The organism is Streptomyces genisteinicus (assembly GCF_014489615.1).
Taxonomy (GTDB): domain Bacteria; phylum Actinomycetota; class Actinomycetes; order Streptomycetales; family Streptomycetaceae; genus Streptomyces; species Streptomyces genisteinicus.
The window spans coordinates 5,621,665-5,640,889 of record NZ_CP060825.1 but is presented as its reverse complement, the minus strand read 5'-3'; the positions used below and the strand labels follow the sequence as shown (position 1 = coordinate 5,640,889).

At 73.5% G+C, this 19,225-nt stretch carries 17 protein-coding genes and 1 riboswitch; of the genes, 10 read left to right on the top strand and 7 right to left on the bottom strand.

Going from position 1 to position 19,225, the window contains the following annotated elements:
- The 8 genes from IAG43_RS24515 (at position 1) to IAG43_RS24480 (ending at position 9,268) form a co-directional block, all read left to right on the top strand.
- Positions 1-1,449, top strand: a complete 1,449-nt coding sequence (locus IAG43_RS24515) for an energy-coupling factor transporter transmembrane component T (protein ID WP_246574530.1) — start codon at positions 1-3, stop codon at positions 1,447-1,449.
- On the top strand, positions 1,446-3,218 hold the full coding sequence (locus IAG43_RS24510) for an ABC transporter ATP-binding protein (RefSeq protein WP_187742850.1): 1,773 nt from the start codon (positions 1,446-1,448) through the stop codon (positions 3,216-3,218). The genes IAG43_RS24515 and IAG43_RS24510 overlap by 4 nt, the downstream gene beginning before the upstream one ends.
- Before the next feature lie 53 nt (positions 3,219-3,271).
- A complete protein-coding gene (locus tag IAG43_RS24505) occupies positions 3,272-4,042 on the top strand; it encodes an ECF transporter S component (RefSeq protein WP_425508655.1) in 771 nt (256 codons plus the stop codon).
- Between the two features lie 113 nt (positions 4,043-4,155).
- A complete protein-coding gene (locus tag IAG43_RS24500) occupies positions 4,156-4,653 on the top strand; it encodes a DUF4430 domain-containing protein (protein WP_187742848.1) in 498 nt (165 codons plus the stop codon).
- Between the two features lie 355 nt (positions 4,654-5,008).
- Positions 5,009-5,737, top strand: coding sequence for a hypothetical protein (locus IAG43_RS24495; RefSeq protein ID WP_187742847.1), 729 nt, complete (start codon positions 5,009-5,011; stop codon positions 5,735-5,737).
- 127 nt (positions 5,738-5,864) lie between these two features.
- Positions 5,865-6,878: a winged helix-turn-helix domain-containing protein gene (locus IAG43_RS24490; RefSeq protein WP_187742846.1), complete on the top strand. Its 1,014-nt coding sequence runs from the start codon at positions 5,865-5,867 to the stop codon at positions 6,876-6,878.
- Positions 6,879-7,052: 174 nt separating this feature from the next.
- Positions 7,053-8,042, top strand: a complete 990-nt coding sequence (locus tag IAG43_RS24485) for an alpha/beta hydrolase (protein WP_187742845.1) — start codon at positions 7,053-7,055, stop codon at positions 8,040-8,042.
- A 41-nt stretch (positions 8,043-8,083) separates the two neighbouring features.
- Entirely contained in the window at positions 8,084-9,268 is a 1,185-nt protein-coding gene (locus IAG43_RS24480) for a DUF4185 domain-containing protein (RefSeq protein WP_187742844.1), read from the top strand.
- Between the two features lie 87 nt (positions 9,269-9,355).
- On the opposite strand, the gene IAG43_RS24475 is transcribed toward IAG43_RS24480, so the two are convergent.
- From IAG43_RS24475 to IAG43_RS24445, 7 genes are all read right to left on the bottom strand, one after another.
- Positions 9,356-9,544, bottom strand: coding sequence for a DUF397 domain-containing protein (locus IAG43_RS24475; protein ID WP_187742843.1), 189 nt, complete (start codon positions 9,542-9,544; stop codon positions 9,356-9,358).
- On the bottom strand, positions 9,541-10,413 hold the full coding sequence (locus IAG43_RS24470) for a helix-turn-helix domain-containing protein (protein ID WP_187742842.1): 873 nt from the start codon (positions 10,411-10,413) through the stop codon (positions 9,541-9,543). The genes IAG43_RS24475 and IAG43_RS24470 overlap by 4 nt, the downstream gene beginning before the upstream one ends.
- Before the next feature lie 234 nt (positions 10,414-10,647).
- Entirely contained in the window at positions 10,648-11,421 is a 774-nt protein-coding gene (locus tag IAG43_RS24465) for an inositol monophosphatase family protein (RefSeq protein ID WP_187742841.1), read from the bottom strand.
- Positions 11,418-12,053: a 2'-5' RNA ligase family protein gene (locus IAG43_RS24460; RefSeq protein ID WP_187742840.1), complete on the bottom strand. Its 636-nt coding sequence runs from the start codon at positions 12,051-12,053 to the stop codon at positions 11,418-11,420. Before IAG43_RS24460 ends, IAG43_RS24465 begins: the two co-directional genes overlap by 4 nt.
- A complete protein-coding gene (locus tag IAG43_RS24455) occupies positions 12,050-12,910 on the bottom strand; it encodes a carbohydrate kinase family protein (RefSeq protein ID WP_246574527.1) in 861 nt (286 codons plus the stop codon). The genes IAG43_RS24460 and IAG43_RS24455 overlap by 4 nt, the downstream gene beginning before the upstream one ends.
- A complete protein-coding gene (locus tag IAG43_RS24450; RefSeq protein ID WP_187742839.1) occupies positions 12,907-14,172 on the bottom strand; it encodes a DUF4145 domain-containing protein in 1,266 nt (421 codons plus the stop codon). The genes IAG43_RS24455 and IAG43_RS24450 overlap by 4 nt, the downstream gene beginning before the upstream one ends.
- A gap of 114 nt (positions 14,173-14,286) precedes the next feature.
- A complete protein-coding gene (locus tag IAG43_RS24445; protein WP_187742838.1) occupies positions 14,287-15,561 on the bottom strand; it encodes a hypothetical protein in 1,275 nt (424 codons plus the stop codon).
- A 470-nt stretch (positions 15,562-16,031) separates the two neighbouring features.
- A riboswitch (cobalamin riboswitch) is annotated at positions 16,032-16,257 on the top strand.
- Positions 16,258-16,424: 167 nt separating this feature from the next.
- Here IAG43_RS24445 and metE point away from each other — a divergent pair.
- A complete protein-coding gene (gene metE / locus IAG43_RS24440; RefSeq protein ID WP_187742837.1) occupies positions 16,425-18,749 on the top strand; it encodes a 5-methyltetrahydropteroyltriglutamate--homocysteine S-methyltransferase in 2,325 nt (774 codons plus the stop codon).
- Between the two features lie 114 nt (positions 18,750-18,863).
- Positions 18,864-19,202 carry a hypothetical protein gene (locus tag IAG43_RS24435; protein ID WP_187742836.1) on the top strand — a complete coding sequence of 113 codons (339 nt, stop codon included), beginning with the start codon at positions 18,864-18,866 and terminating at the stop codon, positions 19,200-19,202.
- Positions 19,203-19,225: the final 23 nt, after the last annotated feature.

Sequence of the window (19,225 nt, the reverse complement as noted above, 5' to 3'; positions counted from 1 at the left end):
GTGCCCGAACCCGAACCACGGATGTCCGGCGGCCCGAGCGGCCACGACTCCGCACCACGGACCGGCCAGGTGCCCGCATCCGGTCCCAGGAGCGCCCGCGCCCCCGGGTCCGGCGGCCGGAGCGGTGACCGCCCGGGCCGCCGGACCGGCCGCGCGCCCGCCGCCGCCGTGCCGGGCGCGGCACGGCCGACCGCCGCCCCCGGCGGGCCGGACACGGGGGGCCGCCGGCTGCCCCGCACCCTGCACCCGGTCGCCTGGTGGATCTGGGCGCTGGCCCTCGCCACCGCGGTCAGCCGCACCAACAACCCGCTGCTGCTCTTCCTCGTCCTCGCCGTGCTCGGCTTCGTCATCACCATGCGACGCACCGAGGCGCCGTGGGCGCGCGGCTTCTCCTACTACCTGTACCTGGCGCTCACGGTGGTGGCGATCCGCGTCGTCTTCCGCGCCGTCTTCGCCACCGGCATCACCCCGCACGACCACTTCCTCTTCTCCCTCCCCCACATCCCCACCCCCGACTGGTACGCCGGCATCCAGATCGGCGGACCGGTGTCCCTGGAAGCGCTGCTCTCCGCCGCCACCGACGGTCTGCGCCTGGCCTGCATGCTCTGCTGCATCGGGGCGGCCAACACCCTGGCCAACCCCAAGCGGGCCCTGCGGGTCCTGCCCGGGGCGATGTACGAGCTGGGCGTCGCCGTCACCGTGTCCATCAGCGTCGCCCCCCAGCTCGTGCAGAGCGTGCAGCGCGTGCACCGCGCGCGCCGCCTGCGCGCCGGGCGCACCAAGGGCCTGCGCGCGCTGCGGGGCATCGTCGTCCCCGTGCTGGAGGACGCCCTGGAGCGCTCGCTGCGGCTGGCCGCGGCGATGGACTCCCGGGGGTACGGGCGGGCCGGGACCGCCACCCGCCGGTCCCGGCGGGCCACCGGCGCGCTGATGCTGCTCGGCATGTGCGGGCTCTGCGCCGGCGCGTACGGACTCCTCGACGCGACCGCCCCGGCCCTGCTCGGCTTCCCCGCGCTGGCGGCCGGGGCGGCGCTGTGCGTGGCCGGGCTGCGCCTCGGCGGGCGGCGGGTGACGCGCACGACGTACCGGCCCGATCCCTGGCGGGGCGCGGAGTGGGCGGTGGCCGGGGTCGGCCTGCTGTCGGCGGTGCTGCTGTTCGCCAACGCGGGTTTCGACGCGGCCGAGTTGAACCCGTCCATCTACCCCCTGAGCTGGCCGCCTCTCCCGCCGGTCCCGGCCGCCGCCATCCTCCTCGCCGGGGCCGCCGGGTTCCTGGCCCCGCCGCCGACCGCGCCCGCCCGGCCGGACACGACGCCCCGGCCGGACGCGGCGCCCCGGCAGGCGGCCGCCGGCCGGCAGGCCGTACCCGGCAACCGGCCCGCCCCCGCCGACCCGCCCGTTCCCGCCCCGCGCGAGGGACGGCGCGACCAGGAAGCCGAAACCCCGTGATCACTTTCGACCAGGTCTCCGTCCACTACGAGGACGCGTCCGAGCCCGTGCTGCGGGACGTGGACCTCACCGTCGAGGAGGGCGAGCTCTGCCTCGTCGTCGGCCACACCGGCGTCGGCAAGTCCACCCTGCTCGGCGCGGTGAACGGGCTCGTCCCCCACTTCACCGGCGGCACCCTGCACGGCCGTGTGACCGTGGACGGCCGCGACACCGCCGACCACCCGCCGCGTGAACTGGCCGACGTGGTGGGCGTCGTGGGCCAGGACCCGCTCGACGGCTTCGTCACCGACACCGTCGAGGAGGAACTCGCCTACTCCATGGAGCAGCTGGCCGTGCCGCCGGCGACCATGCGCAAACGGGTCGAGGAGACCCTCGACCTGCTCGGCCTCGCCGATCTGCGCCACCGCGCGCTGTACGAACTGTCCGGCGGACAGCAGCAGCGCGTCGCGATCGGTTCCGTGCTCACCGCCCACCCCCGGATCCTGGTCCTCGACGAGCCCACCTCCGCCCTCGACCCCACGGCGGCCGAGGAGGTGCTGTCCGCGGTCACCCGCCTGGTGCACGACCTCGGCGTGACGGTGCTGCTCGCCGAACACCGCCTGGAACGCGTCGTGCAGTACGCCGACCGGGTCATCCACCTGCCGGGCGACGGCCGCGTCGTGACGGGCGGCCCCGCGGACGTCTTCCGCACCTCGTCCATCGCGCCGCCCATCGTGGAACTCGGCCGGGCCGCCGGCTGGTCCCCGCTGCGCCTGTCCGTCCGCGACGCCCGCCGGGCCGCCGCACCGCTGCGCACCGCGCTGGCGGGCGTGACGCCCCCGCCGGCCCGCCCGGCACCCGCCCCGGACCGGGAGACCCTGCTCACCGCCCGCAAGGTGACCGTGGCGTACCACGGCGTCCCCGCCGTACGGGAGGTCGACATCGCGCTGCGCGGCGGGGAGGTCACCGCCCTGATGGGGCGCAACGGCTCCGGGAAGTCCTCGCTGCTGTGGGCGCTCCAGGGCTCGGGGCCGCGCAAGGCCGGCTCGGTGGCCGTCGGGACCGAGGACGGGGCGGCGGGGCCCGATCCGCGCAAGCTCCCGGCGACGGAGGCCCGGCGGCTCGTCGGCCTGGTGCCGCAGACGCCGACGGACCTGCTCTACCTGGAGAGCGTCAAGCAGGAACTCGACCAGGCGGACGCGGAGTCGGAGGTGCCCGCCCGCGGCACTGCCCGGTCCCTGCTGGACCAGCTGGCGCCCGGCATCCCGGACACCACCCACCCGCGCGACCTCTCGGAGGGCCAGAAGCTCGCCCTGGTGCTGGCGATCCAACTGGCCGCCGCACCCCGGGTGGTGCTGCTGGACGAGCCCACGCGCGGCCTGGACTACCGGGCGAAGTTGGAGCTGATCCGCATCGTGGACCGGCTCGCGGCGGAGGGCCGGGCGGTGGTGATCTCCACGCACGACGTGGAGTTCGTCGCCCGCGCGGCGGACCGGGTGGTCGTGATGGCGGAGGGGGACATCGTGGCGGACGGCCCGACGGAGGAGGTCATCGTCGCCTCCCCTGTCTTCGCCCCGCAGACGGCGAAGATCCTCGCCCCGCTGCCCTTCCTGACGGTCGACCAGCTGACCGCCGTCCTCCCCGCCCCGGCCGCGGCGGACGCCGGGAACGGGAACGCGGCCGAATCCGGAACCGGGACCGGGACCGGGGGGCCCGCCGGACACGCCCGGCCCGCGGACGAGGCGCACGGGGGCGCGGCGCCCACCGGGACCGCGGGAGGTCCCGCGTGAACCGTCCCGCGGCGGCCATCCGCATCCGCCCCCGTGCGGGGGCCGTCATCGCCATGGCGGCCTTCCTCGGCGTCGTCGCGTTCTTCTGGCCGTTCCTGGTCGCCCCGGGGACGTTCGGGTCCCACTACGCCCCGCCGCTGATCTTCGGCGTGCTGCTGGTGATCGTGCTCTGCGTGGTGATCTCGGAGATCGCCGAGGGCGGGATCGACTCCAAGGCGCTCGCGATGCTCGGCGTGCTCTCCGCCGTCAACGCGGCGATCCGTCCGCTCGGCGCGGGCACGGCCGGGATCGAGACGGTGTTCTTCATCCTGGTCCTCGCGGGCCGGGTGTACGGGCCGGGCTTCGGCTTCACCCTGGGCTGCACCTCGCTGTTCGCCTCCGCGCTGATCACCGGCGGGGTCGGCCCGTGGATGCCGTACCAGATGTTCGGCTGCGCCTTCGTCGGCATGCTCGCCGGATACCTGCCCCGGGCGACCGGCCGCCGGGAGGTCATGCTGCTGGCCTTCTACGGATCGCTGTCCGGCTATCTGTTCGGCTTCCTGCTCAACTTGTCCTTCTGGCCGTTCTCCCTCGACCCGAACAGCTCGATCGCCTATCTGCCCGGTCTGCCGTTCACCGAGCAGTTCCAGCGCTACCTCGCCTTCGACGTGGCGACCTCGCTGGGCTGGGACACCGGCCGGGCCGTCACCAACTTCGTGTGCATCACCCTGGCCGGCCCCGCCGTCCTCACCGTCTTCCGCCGCGCCGCCCGCAAGGCGAGGTTCCAGGCACCGGTCCGATTCGCGCCGCGCTCCGGGACCGGTCCGGACTCCGCGGCCGGCTGAACCCGTCCGGCGGCGTCCCGCCGCCGGACGCGCACCACACCGCAGCACCGCACCACCGACACACCGACACACCGACACACCGACACACCGACACACCGTCGAGAGGATTCCCCATGCGCTCCACACTGCTCCGCCGTGCCGCCGCCACGACCGCCGTGCTCGGCCTCACGCTGACCGCCGCCCCCGCCGTGCAGGCGGACACCCACGCGTCCGCGCAGGCGTTCACCAACGCCCCGGTGAGAGTCACCGTCACCGTCCAGGGGCCGGACGGCCTGCTGTTCGAGAAGAAGATCTTCACCTGGGGGCACGACGTGACCACCGCGACCGGCGGCACCCACAAGTGCGACGGCACCAACGGCGGCGCGCACGCCACGAAGGTGCCCACGCCCACGGCCGCCCTGGACCACGCGGCGAAGCGCAACGGCTTCACCTGGGACGGCGCCTGGTACGCCTCGTTCGACGACTTCTCCGTGGACACCGTGAAGGGCGTCAGCGGCGGCCCGTCGGCCTACTGGAACATCTCCGTGAACGGCACGCCCACCCCGGTGGGCGGCTGCCAGTTCGAGATCGAGCACGGCGACCAGGTCGCCTTCACCTGGACCTCGTTCTGACCTTTCCGACCGTTCCGACAGTCCAGGCCGTTCACGCCGTTCACGCCGTTCACGCCGACGCAGCCTCCCGGCCCGTGCCTCATCACACGTCTGCCGGAACCGTCGCCCACCTCGTGAAGCGGCACGGCGGCCGGTGGCGCCTCCAGCAGGCGTGGCGCCCGAGGCCGGGCACCACGCGGGGGGCGTGCTGAGCACCGACGAACGGCCACCGCGACCGCAGCCGACCGACCTGCGGTCAACTCGTCCCGCATAAAGGCGAGTTGACCGCAGCTACCCTCTCGACGCACCCTGGCGCCACCCCCGTCCCGGTGGTTGACTGGCGCCCCGCCTCTCCCCCCACCCACCGGGAGCCCTCATGGGAATGCTCCGCCATGCGCGATGGGCCATCGCCTGCACCATGGCCGCCACCACCGCCCTGCTGACCGCCCCCGCCGCCCTGGCGAAGGACGCGGGAACCGAGGCGGGCCGGCCCGCCGGCGGCCAGGAGGTCCGGCCGCTGGCCGCCGCCACCATCGCCGTCTACCCACCCATCCAGGGCGCGTCGATCTGGAACCGGTTCGGCCAGACGCCGCCCTCCTCGCACCACCGCGTCTTCTCCAACTGGGGCTATCTCAACGACTGGTCGGTCGACATCTACCAGAACCCCGGCGCCACGGTGGTGTCCCCGTTCGGCAGCAAGACCTCCGCCGGCGGCCCGGTGACCGTACGGGTGGTGACCGTCACCCCGGGCTGCGCCACCGGCAATCTCGCCGACGGCGGCTGGCGCATCGGCCTGGAGGCCCGCGACGACTCGACGGGGACGGTCGTGGGCCGCGCCGACGTCATGCACGTCGACCAGAAGCCCGCCTCGATCACGGTCGGCGCCACCGTGGGCCCCTGGACCCGGCTCGGCCAGACCGGCAGGTTCCGCTACTCCTCCTGCTACCAGGTCAACGGCAACACCGGCGCCCACATCCACCTCGAAGTGATCAACCGGACCAAGTACTCCTGCTACATCGCCCGGGGCGCGGGCGCCGGCCTCGGCGACGAGACGGTCATCGGGCGGGTCGGCACCCTCAACTCGGGCCCCCAGCAGGCCTGCTGAGCACTCGGATTCCGCCCCGCGGCGGCCGCCCGTCGACGGGCGGCCGCCGCGGGCTCCGCCGACGGGCCGCGGACACCCGCGGGCCCCACCGGCCCGCCCACAGCCCCCGTCTCCCGCTGGAGCGCCCATGCTGCGGATCCACTTCACGCCCGAGGACATGACGCGCGTCCGGGTCGCCAAGGGCCCGGACTTCCTGTGGGAGATCACCAACAGCGTGCAGACGCTGCAACGGCGCGACGGGGAAAGGGTCTTCGGCGACTGGCGCCGGTGGGTGCGGTCGAGGCTGCCGGAGAGCCGGCGGCTGCTCTCCGCGCTGCTGCCGCCGCACGGCTACTCCCCCGACTTCCTCACCCCGACCGCCGGGGACCACGACACCCTCCAGGCCGCCGTGGACGCCCTGCTCGCGACGCCGCTCGGCCGGCTGCGCACGGAGCTGACGCTGCTCGCACGGTCCAGGCGGCTGCCGGACTGGACCCGTGCGCTCGCGCAGGGGGACACGGAGGCCCTGGCACACCTGGGGGACGCCATCCACTCCTACCAGGAGGACGTCCTCGTCCCGCACTGGCGGCACGTCCGCAGCGCTGTCGAGGCGGACCGGGCCCACCGGCTGAAGAGCCTGATGGACGGCGGCACCGAGGCGCTGCTCGCGAGTCTGCGCCCCCACGCCCGCTGGCGCCCGCCCGTCCTGGAGGTCGCCTGCCCCGCCGGTCAGCAGCTGCGCCTCGGCGGACGGGGGCTCGTGCTCCAGCCGTCCTTCTTCTGCTGGCCCGCCCCTACCACCCTGGCGGACGGGGCGCTGCCCCCCGTTCTCGTCCACCCGATCCACCACACCGACGACTGGGCCTCGCCGTCGGCACGGCCGCCGGCGCAGGACCGTCTCGGCCTCCTCCTCGGCCGGACCCGCGCCGAACTGCTGCGGGCCGCCCGCAACGGCTGCTCCACCGTGGAGGCCGCCCGGATGCTCCGGGTGACGCACCCCGCGGTGAGCCAGCACATGAACGTGCTGCGCGACGCGGGCCTCGTCACCACCGTCCGCACGGCGGGGCGGGCGTTCCACTTCGCGACGGCCGAGGGACGCGGTCTCCTCGCGGCCGAGGGCCCGGACTCCGGCGCCGGACCGGCCGTCCCCGCCGGCCCGTAAGCCTGGGCTTACGCGGCTTGCACCCCACTCCGCGGGACCCACAGGCTGGCAGCCGGGGCGCCGTCCCGCGGGCCCCGCCCGCGAGAGCGCCCGCGCGCAGGCGGCCGGTCACCGCCGCCCACGCCGCCCGGCCGGCATCCGGTCACCCCGCCCGTCCCGTCCACGGAGGTCACGTTGAGCACCCACCACCCCACCCGCAGGAACGTCATGAGGGCCGCGGCCGGGCTCACCGCGGCGAGCGCCCTCGGCACCGGAGGCGTCCTGGCCTCGGCCGGCGCCGCCCACGCCGTCGGCGACGGGCACGGACTGCGCATCGTGGACCGGGGCGAGGCCGATCCCCGGATGCGCTACTACCGCTTCGCCACCTCCGCCATCGGCTGGAACCCGGGCGTCAACGTGCTGCTCCCGGACGGCTACCACACGTCGGGCCGCCGGTACCCGGTGCTGTACCTGTTCCACGGAGGCGGCACCGACCAGGACTTCATCACCTTCGACCGGATGGGCATCCGCGCCTGGACGGCGGGCAAGCCGCTCATCGTCGTGATGCCGGACGGGGGCCACGCGGGCTGGTACTCCAACCCGGTCGGCTCCAACGTCGGCCCCCGCGACTGGGAGACCTTCCACATCGCCCAGCTGCTGCCGTGGATCGACGCCAACTTCCGCACCTACGCGGAGTACGACGGCCGGGCCGTCTCCGGCTTCTCGATGGGCGGCTTCGGCGCGCTGAAGTACGCCGCCAAGTACTACGGCCACTTCGCCTCGGTCAGCTCCCACTCCGGTCCGGCCAGCCTGCGCCGCGACGGCGGGCTCGTCACCCACTGGGCCAACCTCTCCTCGGCCGCGGTCGAGCTGGGCGGGGCGACGGTCTACGGCGCCCCGCTGTGGGACGAGGCGCGGGTGAGCGCCGACAACCCGGTGCAGCGCGTGGAGAGTTACCGGCACAAGCGGGTGTTCCTGGTCGCGGGCACCAGCCCGGACCCGGTCAACTGGTTCGACACCGTCAACGAGACACAGGTCCTCGCGGGGCAGCGGGAGTTCCGGGGTGTGCTCGGCGCGGCGGGGATACCGCACGAGTGGCACGAGGTGCCGGGCGGTCACTTCGTCCGCACCGACCTGTTCCGCCGCGACCTGGACGGGATCGTCGCCCGTCTCCGCAAGGCCTGACCGCTCACCCGCCGTCGTCGTCCACGCACCGGGAGCCCGTCATGCAGCAACCGCCGCCGCGCCGCCCCGCCCACCACGGGAACGGGTCCGCCCCGTCCCCCACCGGCACCGGCACCGGCCCGAGCCGCCGGGCCCTGCTGCGCACCGTCACGGCCGGCGGGCTCTCGGCGGCGGTCCCGGGTCTCGCCGTCCCCGGCGCGAGCGCAGCTCCGCGCGCCACCGGCACCGCCAGCACTGCCGGCACTGTCCGCACCACCGGCATCACCGGCGTCACCGGCACGAAGGTGCGCGACCTCACCGGACCCGCGCAGACCGGCCGGTTCGCCGCGCCGTGGACCGACCTGGGCATCCCGGCGCGCTGCCCCGACGGGTCGGTGCTCCTGGTCTGCGGCGACACCTTCGACGGCGGCGGAGTGGGCGGCCCCGACTGGCGCTCGCCCGTGGGGCTGCGCTCGTCGAACGCGGCGCCCGGGGCGCTCCTCGTCGACAGCGCCGTGGGGGGCTCACGCGCCGTCGGCCTGGTCCCGGAGGGCCACACGGGCGGCACGACCGCCCTCCCCTCCGACGTGTTCACGGTCGGGCCGACGATGTACATGCACCTGATGCGCGGTGTGATCCACCGGACCCACCACACCGACTTCTGGCGGTCGGACGACAACGGCGCGACATGGCACTACCTCTGCCAGTGGCCGGGCAACATCCACGGCGGGCAGTTCCAGCAGAAGACCTACGCGGTCGCGGACGACGGCTGGTGCTACGTCCTGTCGACCGCCTTCAACCGGGAGACCGTCTCCGGCCTGCTGCTCCACCGGGTGCCCCAGCACGCGCTCGGAGACCCCGCGGCCTATCAGCCCTGGGGTTGGGCGGGCGGCCGCTGGGCCTGGGGCAACCCGCCGACCTCGGTCACGCGCGCCCGCCGGTGGGGCGAGATCTGCTTCCGCGCGATGGGCGGCAGGTACGTGCTCAGCTGGCTCAACATGAGCCCGCTGGACATCCGGGCCCAGATCTTCGCCCTGCCGACCTCGAACCTCTTCACCGCACCGGAACAGACCATGATCGTCCCCACCGTCCCCGGGCAGGAGACGGGCAACGCGGTGGCGAGCCCGTACGGGGGCTTCGTCGTCCCCGGCTCGACCTTCGACGACCTCCACCTGACCGTCAGCCAGTGGTACGGCGCCCAGGACTACCGGGTGACGCAGTACCGGGTGAACGGCCTCCAGCGGTGAGCGGCCCCACCGGCTGAGGCCGCCGACCGCCACCACGCGGGGCGCGGCAGATCCCGTGCGGGCCGCCGCGGGAGTACCGGGTCCGGGTCAGCCCCGCGCTGCGTAGGCGACGAAGTCGGCCCACGAGGCGGCGGACAGCGCGAGTTCGGGGCTCTGCCGGTCCTTTGAGTCCCGGACGTGGACCGCCCGCGCGCCCCGGGCGACCTCGACACACGCGTCACCGTCGGAACCGCTGTAGCTGCTCTTGAACCAGACCCGTTCGTCGGTGCTGCTCATAGCGCTCCTCGCAGTTGCTTCAGCAGGCGCCTGGAGTCCTCGGGGGTGAGGGCCTGCGAGCGCAGTCTCGCATACCGCTGGAGCATGATGCTGACCTCCTTCGGGTCCATGATCAGCATCCCGCCGCGCTGGCCTTCCGCATAGCCGGACCACTTGTTGCTCACGGACTCCTGGAGCATCAACGGCCCGTCGAAGCCCGCGTGGTCGGGCTGGTGCCGCGGCATGATCTGCACCTCGACGTTGAACTGCGACGAGCGCTCCAGGAGGCCGTCGAGCACTCCCCGCGTCACCGCTGGACCGCCCGTGCCCCGCTCGACGAGAGCCTGTTCGACGATGAAGCTGAAGGCGATCGGCGGCCTGCGGTCGAAAAGCCGCTGACGTTCCAGCCTGGCCGCGACCTGTTCGGCGACCTGCTGCTCGTCCTTGACCGGTGGCACACTGTCGGTCACCGCCCGCGCGTACGCCTCCGTCTGGAGCAGACCGGGCACGACCCGGCACTCGTACGTCCACAGCGTCACCGCCTGCGCCTCCAGCCGCGCCCACTGCCGGAACCAACTGGCCAGCCCGGCCTGCCGTGACAGGTGGGGAGCGGCCCTGCGCAGCGCTCCCGTGTTGCCGAGATGCGGTTCCGCGCGCTCCACGAAGTCGGTGTCCGGCATCCGCCGGCCCAGTTCGACCGAAGCGACGGTGTGCTTCGAGTAGCTGATCAGGCTGCCGAACTCCTCGCGGCTCAGGCCCGCGTGCTCGCGCAGCGCCTGGACGACCGCACCGAAGGTGCGCAGACTGTCCGAGACCTCCGGCTGCCCCCCGGACCCCTGTGTGGGTCCCGCGACACCGTCCCCGACACCACCCGTGTGCTCGTAGGCCACCTGCGGCCACCTCCCGTGCCCGTGCCGCCGAACCGCCGGCCGCTCCGGTTCATCGTCACGCCACGCGATGCGTACCGTCCATCGAACACCGCGTACGCCGCCGCCGCGTACACGGACCGCGACGAGTGCCGGACACCGCTCCCGCGAACCGCACGTGCCACCGCATCACCCGGACGGCTGCGGGGACGGCGCATTCTCCGGCCTCCCTCTGCCGCACCCGTCGCGCGCCGTTGCTCAGTCTGCCCACAGCTCCACGAGCCGCCGGGCCACTTCCGGCGCGCCCGCCGCCAGAAGCGGCGAGTCGAAGGTGAAGGGCATGCCGTCCGCCCCGAGCGCCTCCCGTCCCCGGTCGCGGCACAGCGCCACCCCGGCCGCGACGTCCCACGGCTTGGGTGCGACGCACACACAGGCGTCCAGCCAGCCGTCCGCCACGCCCACCAGGTCCATGGCCATCGAGCCCTGCATGCGGACGCGGTGGGCCTCGTCGTGGACCCGGTCGAGGAAGCGCCTCGTACTGCTGCCGGGCGACGCCCCCGCACCGGTGCCGGAGACTCCCACGACCGCGCGGCCCGGGGCGCCGGCCACCCGGCGGGCGTCCTGCGGGCCGGCGGAGGGAGCCGTCCACCGGCGCCCGAGGGCCGGGGCGCCGACCACGCCCACGAGCGGCACGCCGTCCCGGACATAGGCCAGCGACACGGCGTACAGGGGCGCGCCCCGTGCGAAGTTCATCGTGCCGTCGATCGGGTCCAGCACCCAGCAGCGTTCCGGCAGCGGCGCACCCGGTGCCGACGACTCCTCGCCGACGACCGGCACCCCCGGCGTGCGGGCGGCCAGTGCTCTTGTCACCCGTGACTCGACCTCCACGTCGGCCGCCGTGACCTCCTCGCCGCCGTCCTTGAGACGGGTGGCCGACCATTCCCGGCCCGCCGAGGCCAGCCACGCGACGGCCTCGTCGACGGTCGCCTCCGCCGCCTCCCGCAGGACAACGAGATCTCGCGAGCCGTTCACCCGCGGCCCAGCGGCCGTTCCAGCAGCGTCTGGGCATGGGCGCCGTGTTCACCCATGACGTAGAAGCTGAGCCGGTCGAAGACCCAGTCCTTCGGGACGGACACCCGGTCCGGCGCGGTGCGCACCAGCTCCAGCGCGGTCTCCTCCTCGGCGCGGCCCAGGGTGATGTGCGGGGCGTAGGCGTCACCCGTGTACCGATAGCCGTACCGCGCGTAGCTGGCGCGCTCGGCGGCCGTGAAGCGCGACACGTCCTTGTCCCCGTCGAACGAACTCCGGTCCAGGTGCTCGTCCAGCACGGAGAGGGAGGCCGCCTGCAGTCGCTCCAGCAGCGGCGGCCTCTCCAGGGCGAGGAAGAGCCACCCGGTGGGCTGGTAGACCACGCCCGTACCGGCGAGGGACACGTCACCTCGCAGGCCGTCGTCGGCGGCCGCCGCACCGATCAGTCCCAGCGCGACCTGCGGATCGAGTGAGTCCGCGAACGGGCCCTGGAACACGGTGACATGGGGCAGATTGCCGTCCGGGTGCAGCGGCGGCTGCAGGGCCACGTCGCCGCCGACGTCCGCCTGAAGGCGGATGGCAGCACGCAGATGGTCCGCACGCGGAAGAAGGGCGACACCGAGCCATTTCGTCACGGGTGAGCTCCCAATTTCTTGATCACATGGAGGGCCGCGTCCAGACCGCGCCGCATGCACGCCCCGGGTTCCTCGCCGGCCAGCCAGCCCGCGATGACACCGGCATCGAACGCGTCGCCGCCCCCCGTCCTGTCCAGGGGTTCCACCGGCACGGTGGGTTCATGGAACAGTTCCCCGCCGGCGGTGGCCCACACAGCGCCCTCTGCGCCTCGCGTCACTATGACATCACCCGAGACCAGCCCGGCGATGCGCCGTGCCGTCTCGTCGGTCGTGGACGCGCCGCGGGACTGCGGAAGGCGCGCCGCCTCGTCGGCGTTCATGAAGCTGAGCGCGGCGCCTCGGGCGAGCGGACTCATGTCCCGGCCGTTCCACTCGACGGACACGGTCCGGCCCGCCCGGTGGGCGAGGTGGACGACGCGCGCCAGGGCGGGAGTCGGCTCCCCGACGACATGGAGGTGATCCGCCGCGCGCAGGTCCTCCTCCGTGAGGGCGTCGAAGGCGAGACCACGGTCCGCACCCGCGAACGTGAGCATCCGTTTCGCACCACCGGACGAGACGACGACGGCCATGCTCGTCCGGGCTCCGGCCTGCACGCGCACCAGGGAGGTGTCGACACCGCTCCCGTCGAGCACGTCGAGGCACATGGCCCCCGCGGTGTCGTCGCCCACGGCTGACACCAGCCTGACGGAGCAGCCTTGCCGCACCAGCCCCACGGCGGTGTTCGACGCGGCGCCTCCGGGCAGTACGCAGCACTGCTCGCCGCGCAGCTTCTCGTGCTCCGCGGGCAGCCGGCCGGCCTGGGCGATGACGTCGAAGTTCACACCGCCCACGACGATCACGCGTTTCGTCCCGGTCACGGCCGGCCCCACCGGTAGCTCTCGAACAGTACGTGCCGCACCAGCCGTTCCCGGCTCTCGGCGAGCGTCTCCGGCGGGAACGAGGCATGGGTCACCAGGTCGCGGACGATGCCCTCGTACGTCTCGTCGTCCGATCCGCACTCGTGGAACGACCGCATCAGCTCCCGGTGCAGGTCCGCCGGATGCAGATCCAGTTCAGCCAGCCAAGACCGGTTCGCGATGAGCACGTTGGCCGCCGCTGACCGCAGCCGTGCCCGGATCGGGGGCGGCAGCATGTCGGAGTTGAGCAGTTCGAAGTACCCGTCGTGCTCCTGGGCGTGCATGCGCAGGTTCTGCCCGCCCACCGCGAGCACATCCCGGTTCAGGTGGAACAGCTCCAGCCCGAGGTGGTGCGGTACGTCGAGGACGGTCACCCCTCGGTCCGCGAGACCGGCCTCGTCCGTCGACAGCGCCGAGAGCAGGTTGCCGAACATGTCGCTCTGCTTGGGTACCGCGATCTGGGCTCCGGCAGGGTCTGCGAGGAACTCCTGCGCCGTCGCGCCGTCCCACCGTCCGCCGCGCGCGGCGAGCAGATAGAAGTTGCGGCCGCCCATCGAGTGACCGACCCTGCCGACGGTCACCACCTGCTCGTGGACGTCCCGTTCCGCCTGCAGCAGCCGGTCGACGCGCTGTTCGTTGTAGACGGCCAGGTCGAGGAGCCTGGTGGACACATCACGGACCAGATGGTCGGACCACGGAAGCTGCACCGGCGCCACACGGTGGTTCCGCCGTGCCAGGGCCGCCTCCAGGCCGCAGCCGAGCAGGACCGCCTTCACCACGATGAGGGTCGAGTCGGCGAGGCGGGTCGTCCCCGTACGGCGCTGGTGACCGAGCAGATCATGCCGGACGGCGTCCTCGGCGAGCGACGCGCTCGTCTGCCCGTACCAGGCGGCGAGCTGGGTCAGGGCCGTCAGGCACGGCTGGACGTCGTCGGCGGAGATCTCCTCGGTGGACGCGTCCTGTGCGTGGCTGCCGTAGTTGCCGTAGTTCTGGATGGTGCGCACGGCGAGGGCGACCTTGGGAGGCACCAGGTTCTTGGCCGAGAGTGCGGTCAGCAGGTATTCGAGGGTCGGTTTCGAGCCGACGGCCTCCCGCAGTGCAATGTCCAACAGGATCGACTCCGCCGCTCGCCTCGCCGCTCCGAGGAAGACCTCCGGGTCCGACTCCGCGTACCTCAGAGCCTTTCTGTACAGCCGGAGCGGCTCCCCCTCGTTGACCGTCACCCCGTGTCCCGCATCCTCTTGTCCCAGGTCCGCGGAGAGCAAGCTAACAGCAAGATCACCGCCGGAACAGGCGGAATCCGGACGCGGTTCCCGCCGCCGCGCGGACCTGAGGAGTCATCCGCCGCCTCCCGGTCCCCTTCCGCGCAGCGAGGAGAGCACGAGACGGCCGTAGCGGGTGGTGGTGAGGACCAGGGCCGTGGCGGCGAGGGCGGCGACGAGGGCACCCACAACGGCCGCGCCTCCCTTGGCGCCCAGCACCTGGAGGATGCTCAGGGCCGTCGCGACGGGGAGGCCGAGGATGGTGAGGACGCCGAGGGCGCCGGCGATCTGCTGACTCTCCTGGGTCTGCACCAGCCGGGCGTAGTCGGCCGCTTCGGCGAGGATCTCGTCGAAGCGCTCCGCCAGGCGGTACTGGGCCTGGAAGCCCAGCAGCAGTTCGTTGGCCGGTCCGTGGGCGGTGAGGTGCTGGCGCCAGTAGGTGCTGCGGAACATGGCGATGTGCCGTTCGAGTGCGGACACCCGCCTGGCGAGCTTCGGACCGTCGAAGACTCCGGAGAGCGAGTCGGTCAACTCGTCGATGTGGTCGCGCTGGACGCTGCCGAGCAGCAGTGCGTCCAGGTAGACGGTGCGGCAGTGGAGCTGCGCGAACCCGTAGAAGTCGCCTTCGCCCGGATCGGCGCGGTGCCCGAGGAAGGCGGCGCCGTGGCGCAGCACCAGGGCGCTCCAGTCGGCGGATATGCGCAGCGCGTGCCCCGTCCGCTCGGGCCACTGTTCGAGCGGGGTGGGGAAGTCGGCATCCGTGGACCGTGACGCGAGGTACCAGAGCCAGCGGTCGGCCGACTCCGGCAGCCGGCCGTCCTCCCGGAGCGCGGAGCCGTGCCGTGCGTCCGGGGTGAGGAAGGCGACCGTGTAGGGGCGGGCGATCGCGAACGGCGCGGAGGAGCTGCGCGGTGCGGCGATCCCGTCGAGAAGGGTGACGGGGGCCAGGGGTCCGTCCAGAGGATCGGGAGCTGCCGCGCCGCGGTGTCCGATGGCGCGCAGGGTCTCCAGCAGGCCCGGGCCCTCGACGTCGCAGTGCAGTACGGCGAGGCCGTGGTCCGGATTGCGGGCCGTGGCGGTGCGCAGCACCTCGATGCCCCGCAGGTGCAGCTGCCCGTGCCGCACGTCCGTGAACCGGTGCCAGCGGCAGGGGCGTTCCGGGGTGCCGTAGAGAGCCCGGGCCGCGGCAGGGGTGAAGTACGTCTCCCGGGTGGCGGCGTCGGTGCGGCGGGTGCCGAGCTCGAACGGTATCGGCCCTGTCGGCCAGTCGGCGCGACCGGTCAACCGGATGGGCAGGACGACGGCCAGGCTCTGCCGGACGCCGGTGACGGAACTCAGGTCCGTGGTCAACGGGGGACGCCTCCGAGTGCGGGACGGACGGTCGAGGGGGAGCCGCCGTCAGGATACGGATCCTGCGGCGCTCGGGCAGGGGCGCGGGGCGGGCGCGCAGACGAACAGGTCAGGTCCACAACGCCGTTGGCGCCCGGCACGCCGGTCGGCACGCTCTGCACCGGGCCGCGGGCCGCCGGGCACCCGCAACGCATGCGTCCCGTCCATCGAACACCGCGTACACCGCCCCCGCGTACACGGACCGCGTCCAGCCGCGCCTCCGGCAGCGGCCACGGGACCGCGGGAGCCCCCGGCACGGCAGGCGCCGGCGAAGACGGTGCCCGGCAGGAGAAGGAGGCACCGGGAACGTCCGGGGGCGCGGCCGCCCCGGAGGCAGCCCGCGCCCCGGGGCCGCACCCCCCGATCACCCGTTCGTCTCATTAACTGGTCCATATAGTGGGCAAGGGCTCGCCGCCGAGCGACCCGCACCCTAGTCTGGCCGGGCAACAGGTTCGCCCCGTCCGCCAGGCGGGATGCGTCGTAAGAGGGAACCCGGTGGGAATCCGGGACTGCCCCGCAGCGGTGAGTGGGAACGACCGCCGTCATACGCACTGGGACCGGACAAGGTCCTGGGAAGCGACGGCCAGTAGGTGTCATCCGGTGGATCCGGTGGACGTGCCCGCGAGTCCGAAGACCTGCCCGTTGCCGTACGCGGACTCATTCCGCGTGCGGACATCCCGGTGACCTCGTGGGCGGGTCGGCGTACAAGCGAACGGCACGCACGGTGTTCTCCCGTGCGGGGTCCGCGCGTTCTGACGTTCTCCCTTCGCGTCCGCGTCTCGTCGTCCGGGACGTACTGGACACATCTCGCGAAGGAGAGTTCCGTGACAGCGAAGCCCGCAGCCGCGGCAGCACGAGCCACCGTGTACGGCTACCCCCGCCAGGGTCGGAACCGCGAACTGAAGAAGGCCATCGAGGGCTACTGGAAGGGCCGCGTCACCGCCGACGCCCTCCGGGCCACCACCGCCGAACTGCGCCGGACGAACTGGCAGCAGCTGGCCGACGCCGGCATCAGCGAGGTGCCGACCGGTGACTTCTCGTACTACGACCACGTCCTGGACACCAGTGTCATGGTCGGCGCTGTCCCCGCACGCCACCGCGCCGCGGTCGAGGCCGACGCGCTCGACGGCTACTTCGCCATGGCCCGCGGCACGCAGGACGTCGCTCCGCTGGAGATGACCAAGTGGTTCGACACCAACTACCACTACCTGGTCCCCGAACTCGGCCCGGACACCGTCTTCACCGCCGACTCCACCAAGCAGGTCGCCGAGCTGAAGGAAGCCCTCGCCCTCGGCCTGACCGCCCGTCCGGTACTCGTCGGCCCCGTCACGTACCTCCTCCTCGCCAAGCCCGCTCCCGGTGTCGCCGCCGACTTCGACCCGCTCACCCTCCTCGACCGGCTTCTCCCCGTCTACGCCGAGGTCCTCGCCGACCTGCGCGCGGCCGGCGCCGAATGGGTCCAGCTCGACGAGCCGGCGCTCGTCCAGGACCGCACCCCGGCCGAACTGAACGCCGCCGCCCGTGCCTACCGCGACCTCGGCAACCCGGCCGACCGGCCCAAGCTGCTCGTCGCCTCCTACTTCGACCGGCTCGGCGCCGCGCTCCAGGTGCTCGCCGCCTCCCCCGTGGACGGCCTCGCCCTCGACTTCACCGACTCCGCCGCCGCCAACCTCGACGATCTCGCGTGGGTCGGCGGTCTGCCGGGCAAGCGGCTCGTCGCGGGTGTCGTGAACGGCCGCAACATCTGGATCAACGACCACCAGAAGTCCCTGGCGACTCTCGGCACCCTGCTCGGTCTCGCCGACCGCGTCGACGTGGCCGCCTCCTGCTCGCTCCAGCACGTCCCGCTCGACGCGAGCGCCGAGCAGGACATCGACCCGGAGGTCCGGCGCTGGCTCGCCTTCGCGCGGCAGAAGACCGCCGAGGTCGTCACCCTCGCGAAGGGGCTGGCCCGCGGCACCGAGGCGATCACCGCCGAACTCGCCGCCAACCGAGCCGACCTGGCCGCCCGCGCCGACTCCCCCATCACCCGCGACCCGGCCGTCCGCTCCCGCGCGGCGGCGGTCACCGACGCGGACGGCCGCCGCTCCCAGCCCTACTCCGAGCGGGCCGCGGCCCAGCGCGCCCACCTCGGCCTGCCCCTGCTGCCGACCACCACGATCGGCTCCTTCCCGCAGACCGACGAACTCCGCGTCGCCCGCGCCGACCTGCGCGCCGGACGCATCGACACGGCGGGCTACGAGGAGCGGATCAAGGACGAGATCCGCGAGGTCCTCTCCTTCCAGGAGAAGACCGGCGTCGACGTCCTGGTCCACGGCGAGCCCGAGCGCAACGACATGGTCCAGTACTTCGCGGAGCAGCTCACCGGCTACTTCGCCACACAGCACGGCTGGGTCCAGTCCTACGGCACCCGCTACGTCCGGCCGCCGATCCTGGCCGGCGACATCTCCCGCCCCGAGCCCATGACGGTGCGCTGGACCACGTACGCCCAGGCGCAGACGGCCAAGCCGGTCAAGGGCATGCTCACCGGTCCTGTCACCATGCTCGCCTGGTCCTTCGTCCGCGACGACCAGCCGCTCGGCGACACCGCCCGGCAGGTCGCCCTCGCCCTGCGCGACGAGGTGAACGACCTGGAAGCCGCCGGCACCTCGGTGATCCAGGTCGACGAACCCGCCCTGAGGGAGACCCTCCCGCTGCGCGCCGCCGACCACACCGCCTACCTCGACTGGGCGACGGAGTCGTTCCGCCTCTCCACCAGCGGCGTCCGGCCCGGCACCCAGATCCACACCCACATGTGCTACGCCGAGTTCGGCGACATCGTCCAGGCCATCGACGACCTCGACGCCGACGTCATCAGCCTGGAAGCCGCCCGCTCGCACATGCAGGTGGCGGGCGAACTCGCCGAGCACGGCTACCCGCGTGAGGCCGGTCCCGGTGTCTGGGACATCCACTCGCCGCGCGTCCCGAGCACCGCGGAGGCCGCCTCACTGCTGCGCAAGGGCCTGGAGGCCATCCCCGCCGAGCGGCTCTGGGTCAACCCCGACTGCGGACTCAAGACCCGCGGCTGGACCGAGACCCGCGCCTCGCTGGAGAACCTCGTCGCCGCGGCGCGTGAGGTCAGGAGCGAACTGAGCTCCGACAACGGCTGACGCGTCACGTGCCGGGCCGGACGCGTCGGCGTCCGGCCCGGCCGACCACGACCGGAGAAGGAGCCGGCGGCGCACCGACGGCCGGGCCGCCGCCAGGGCGACGAGAGGTCTCAGGTGGCGAAGCGGAACGCCCGGTGCATCACGGTCGACGGGAAACCCATGGTGGCCCTCACCCCTGACGACTACGCCCGCCTCCTGGCCACGCACCGTCAGGTGGGCGCGCTCGGAGCCCGGTTGCGCGCGGTGCGCGACGTGCTGCGGGACACGGCCGCTCTCCTCGCCGCGGTCGTCGCCGCTCTCGACGCCGACGGGCGGCCCGGGCCCGCGCACCCGGCCGGCCGCCCCGGCCGTCCTCTCGCCGTGCTGCTCGCCTCCGCACCCGAACTCCTGCATCGCGCGGCCCGTGTCGCCGGCAGGCCCCGGGAGGGCGCAGGAGGACACCGAGGACGGTGAGCCCCACACTTCCGTGTCCCGAG

Coding starts and splice junctions, on each gene's coding strand:
- IAG43_RS24505 (WP_425508655.1), top strand. CDS start 3,272: ATGGCGGCCTTCCTCGGCGTCGTCGCGTTCTTCTGGCCGTTCCTGGTC.
- IAG43_RS24495 (WP_187742847.1), top strand. CDS start 5,009: ATGGGAATGCTCCGCCATGCGCGATGGGCCATCGCCTGCACCATGGCC.
- IAG43_RS24500 (WP_187742848.1), top strand. CDS start 4,156: ATGCGCTCCACACTGCTCCGCCGTGCCGCCGCCACGACCGCCGTGCTC.
- IAG43_RS24490 (WP_187742846.1), top strand. CDS start 5,865: ATGCTGCGGATCCACTTCACGCCCGAGGACATGACGCGCGTCCGGGTC.
- IAG43_RS24475 (WP_187742843.1), bottom strand. CDS start 9,544: ATGAGCAGCACCGACGAACGGGTCTGGTTCAAGAGCAGCTACAGCGGT.
- IAG43_RS24480 (WP_187742844.1), top strand. CDS start 8,084: ATGCAGCAACCGCCGCCGCGCCGCCCCGCCCACCACGGGAACGGGTCC.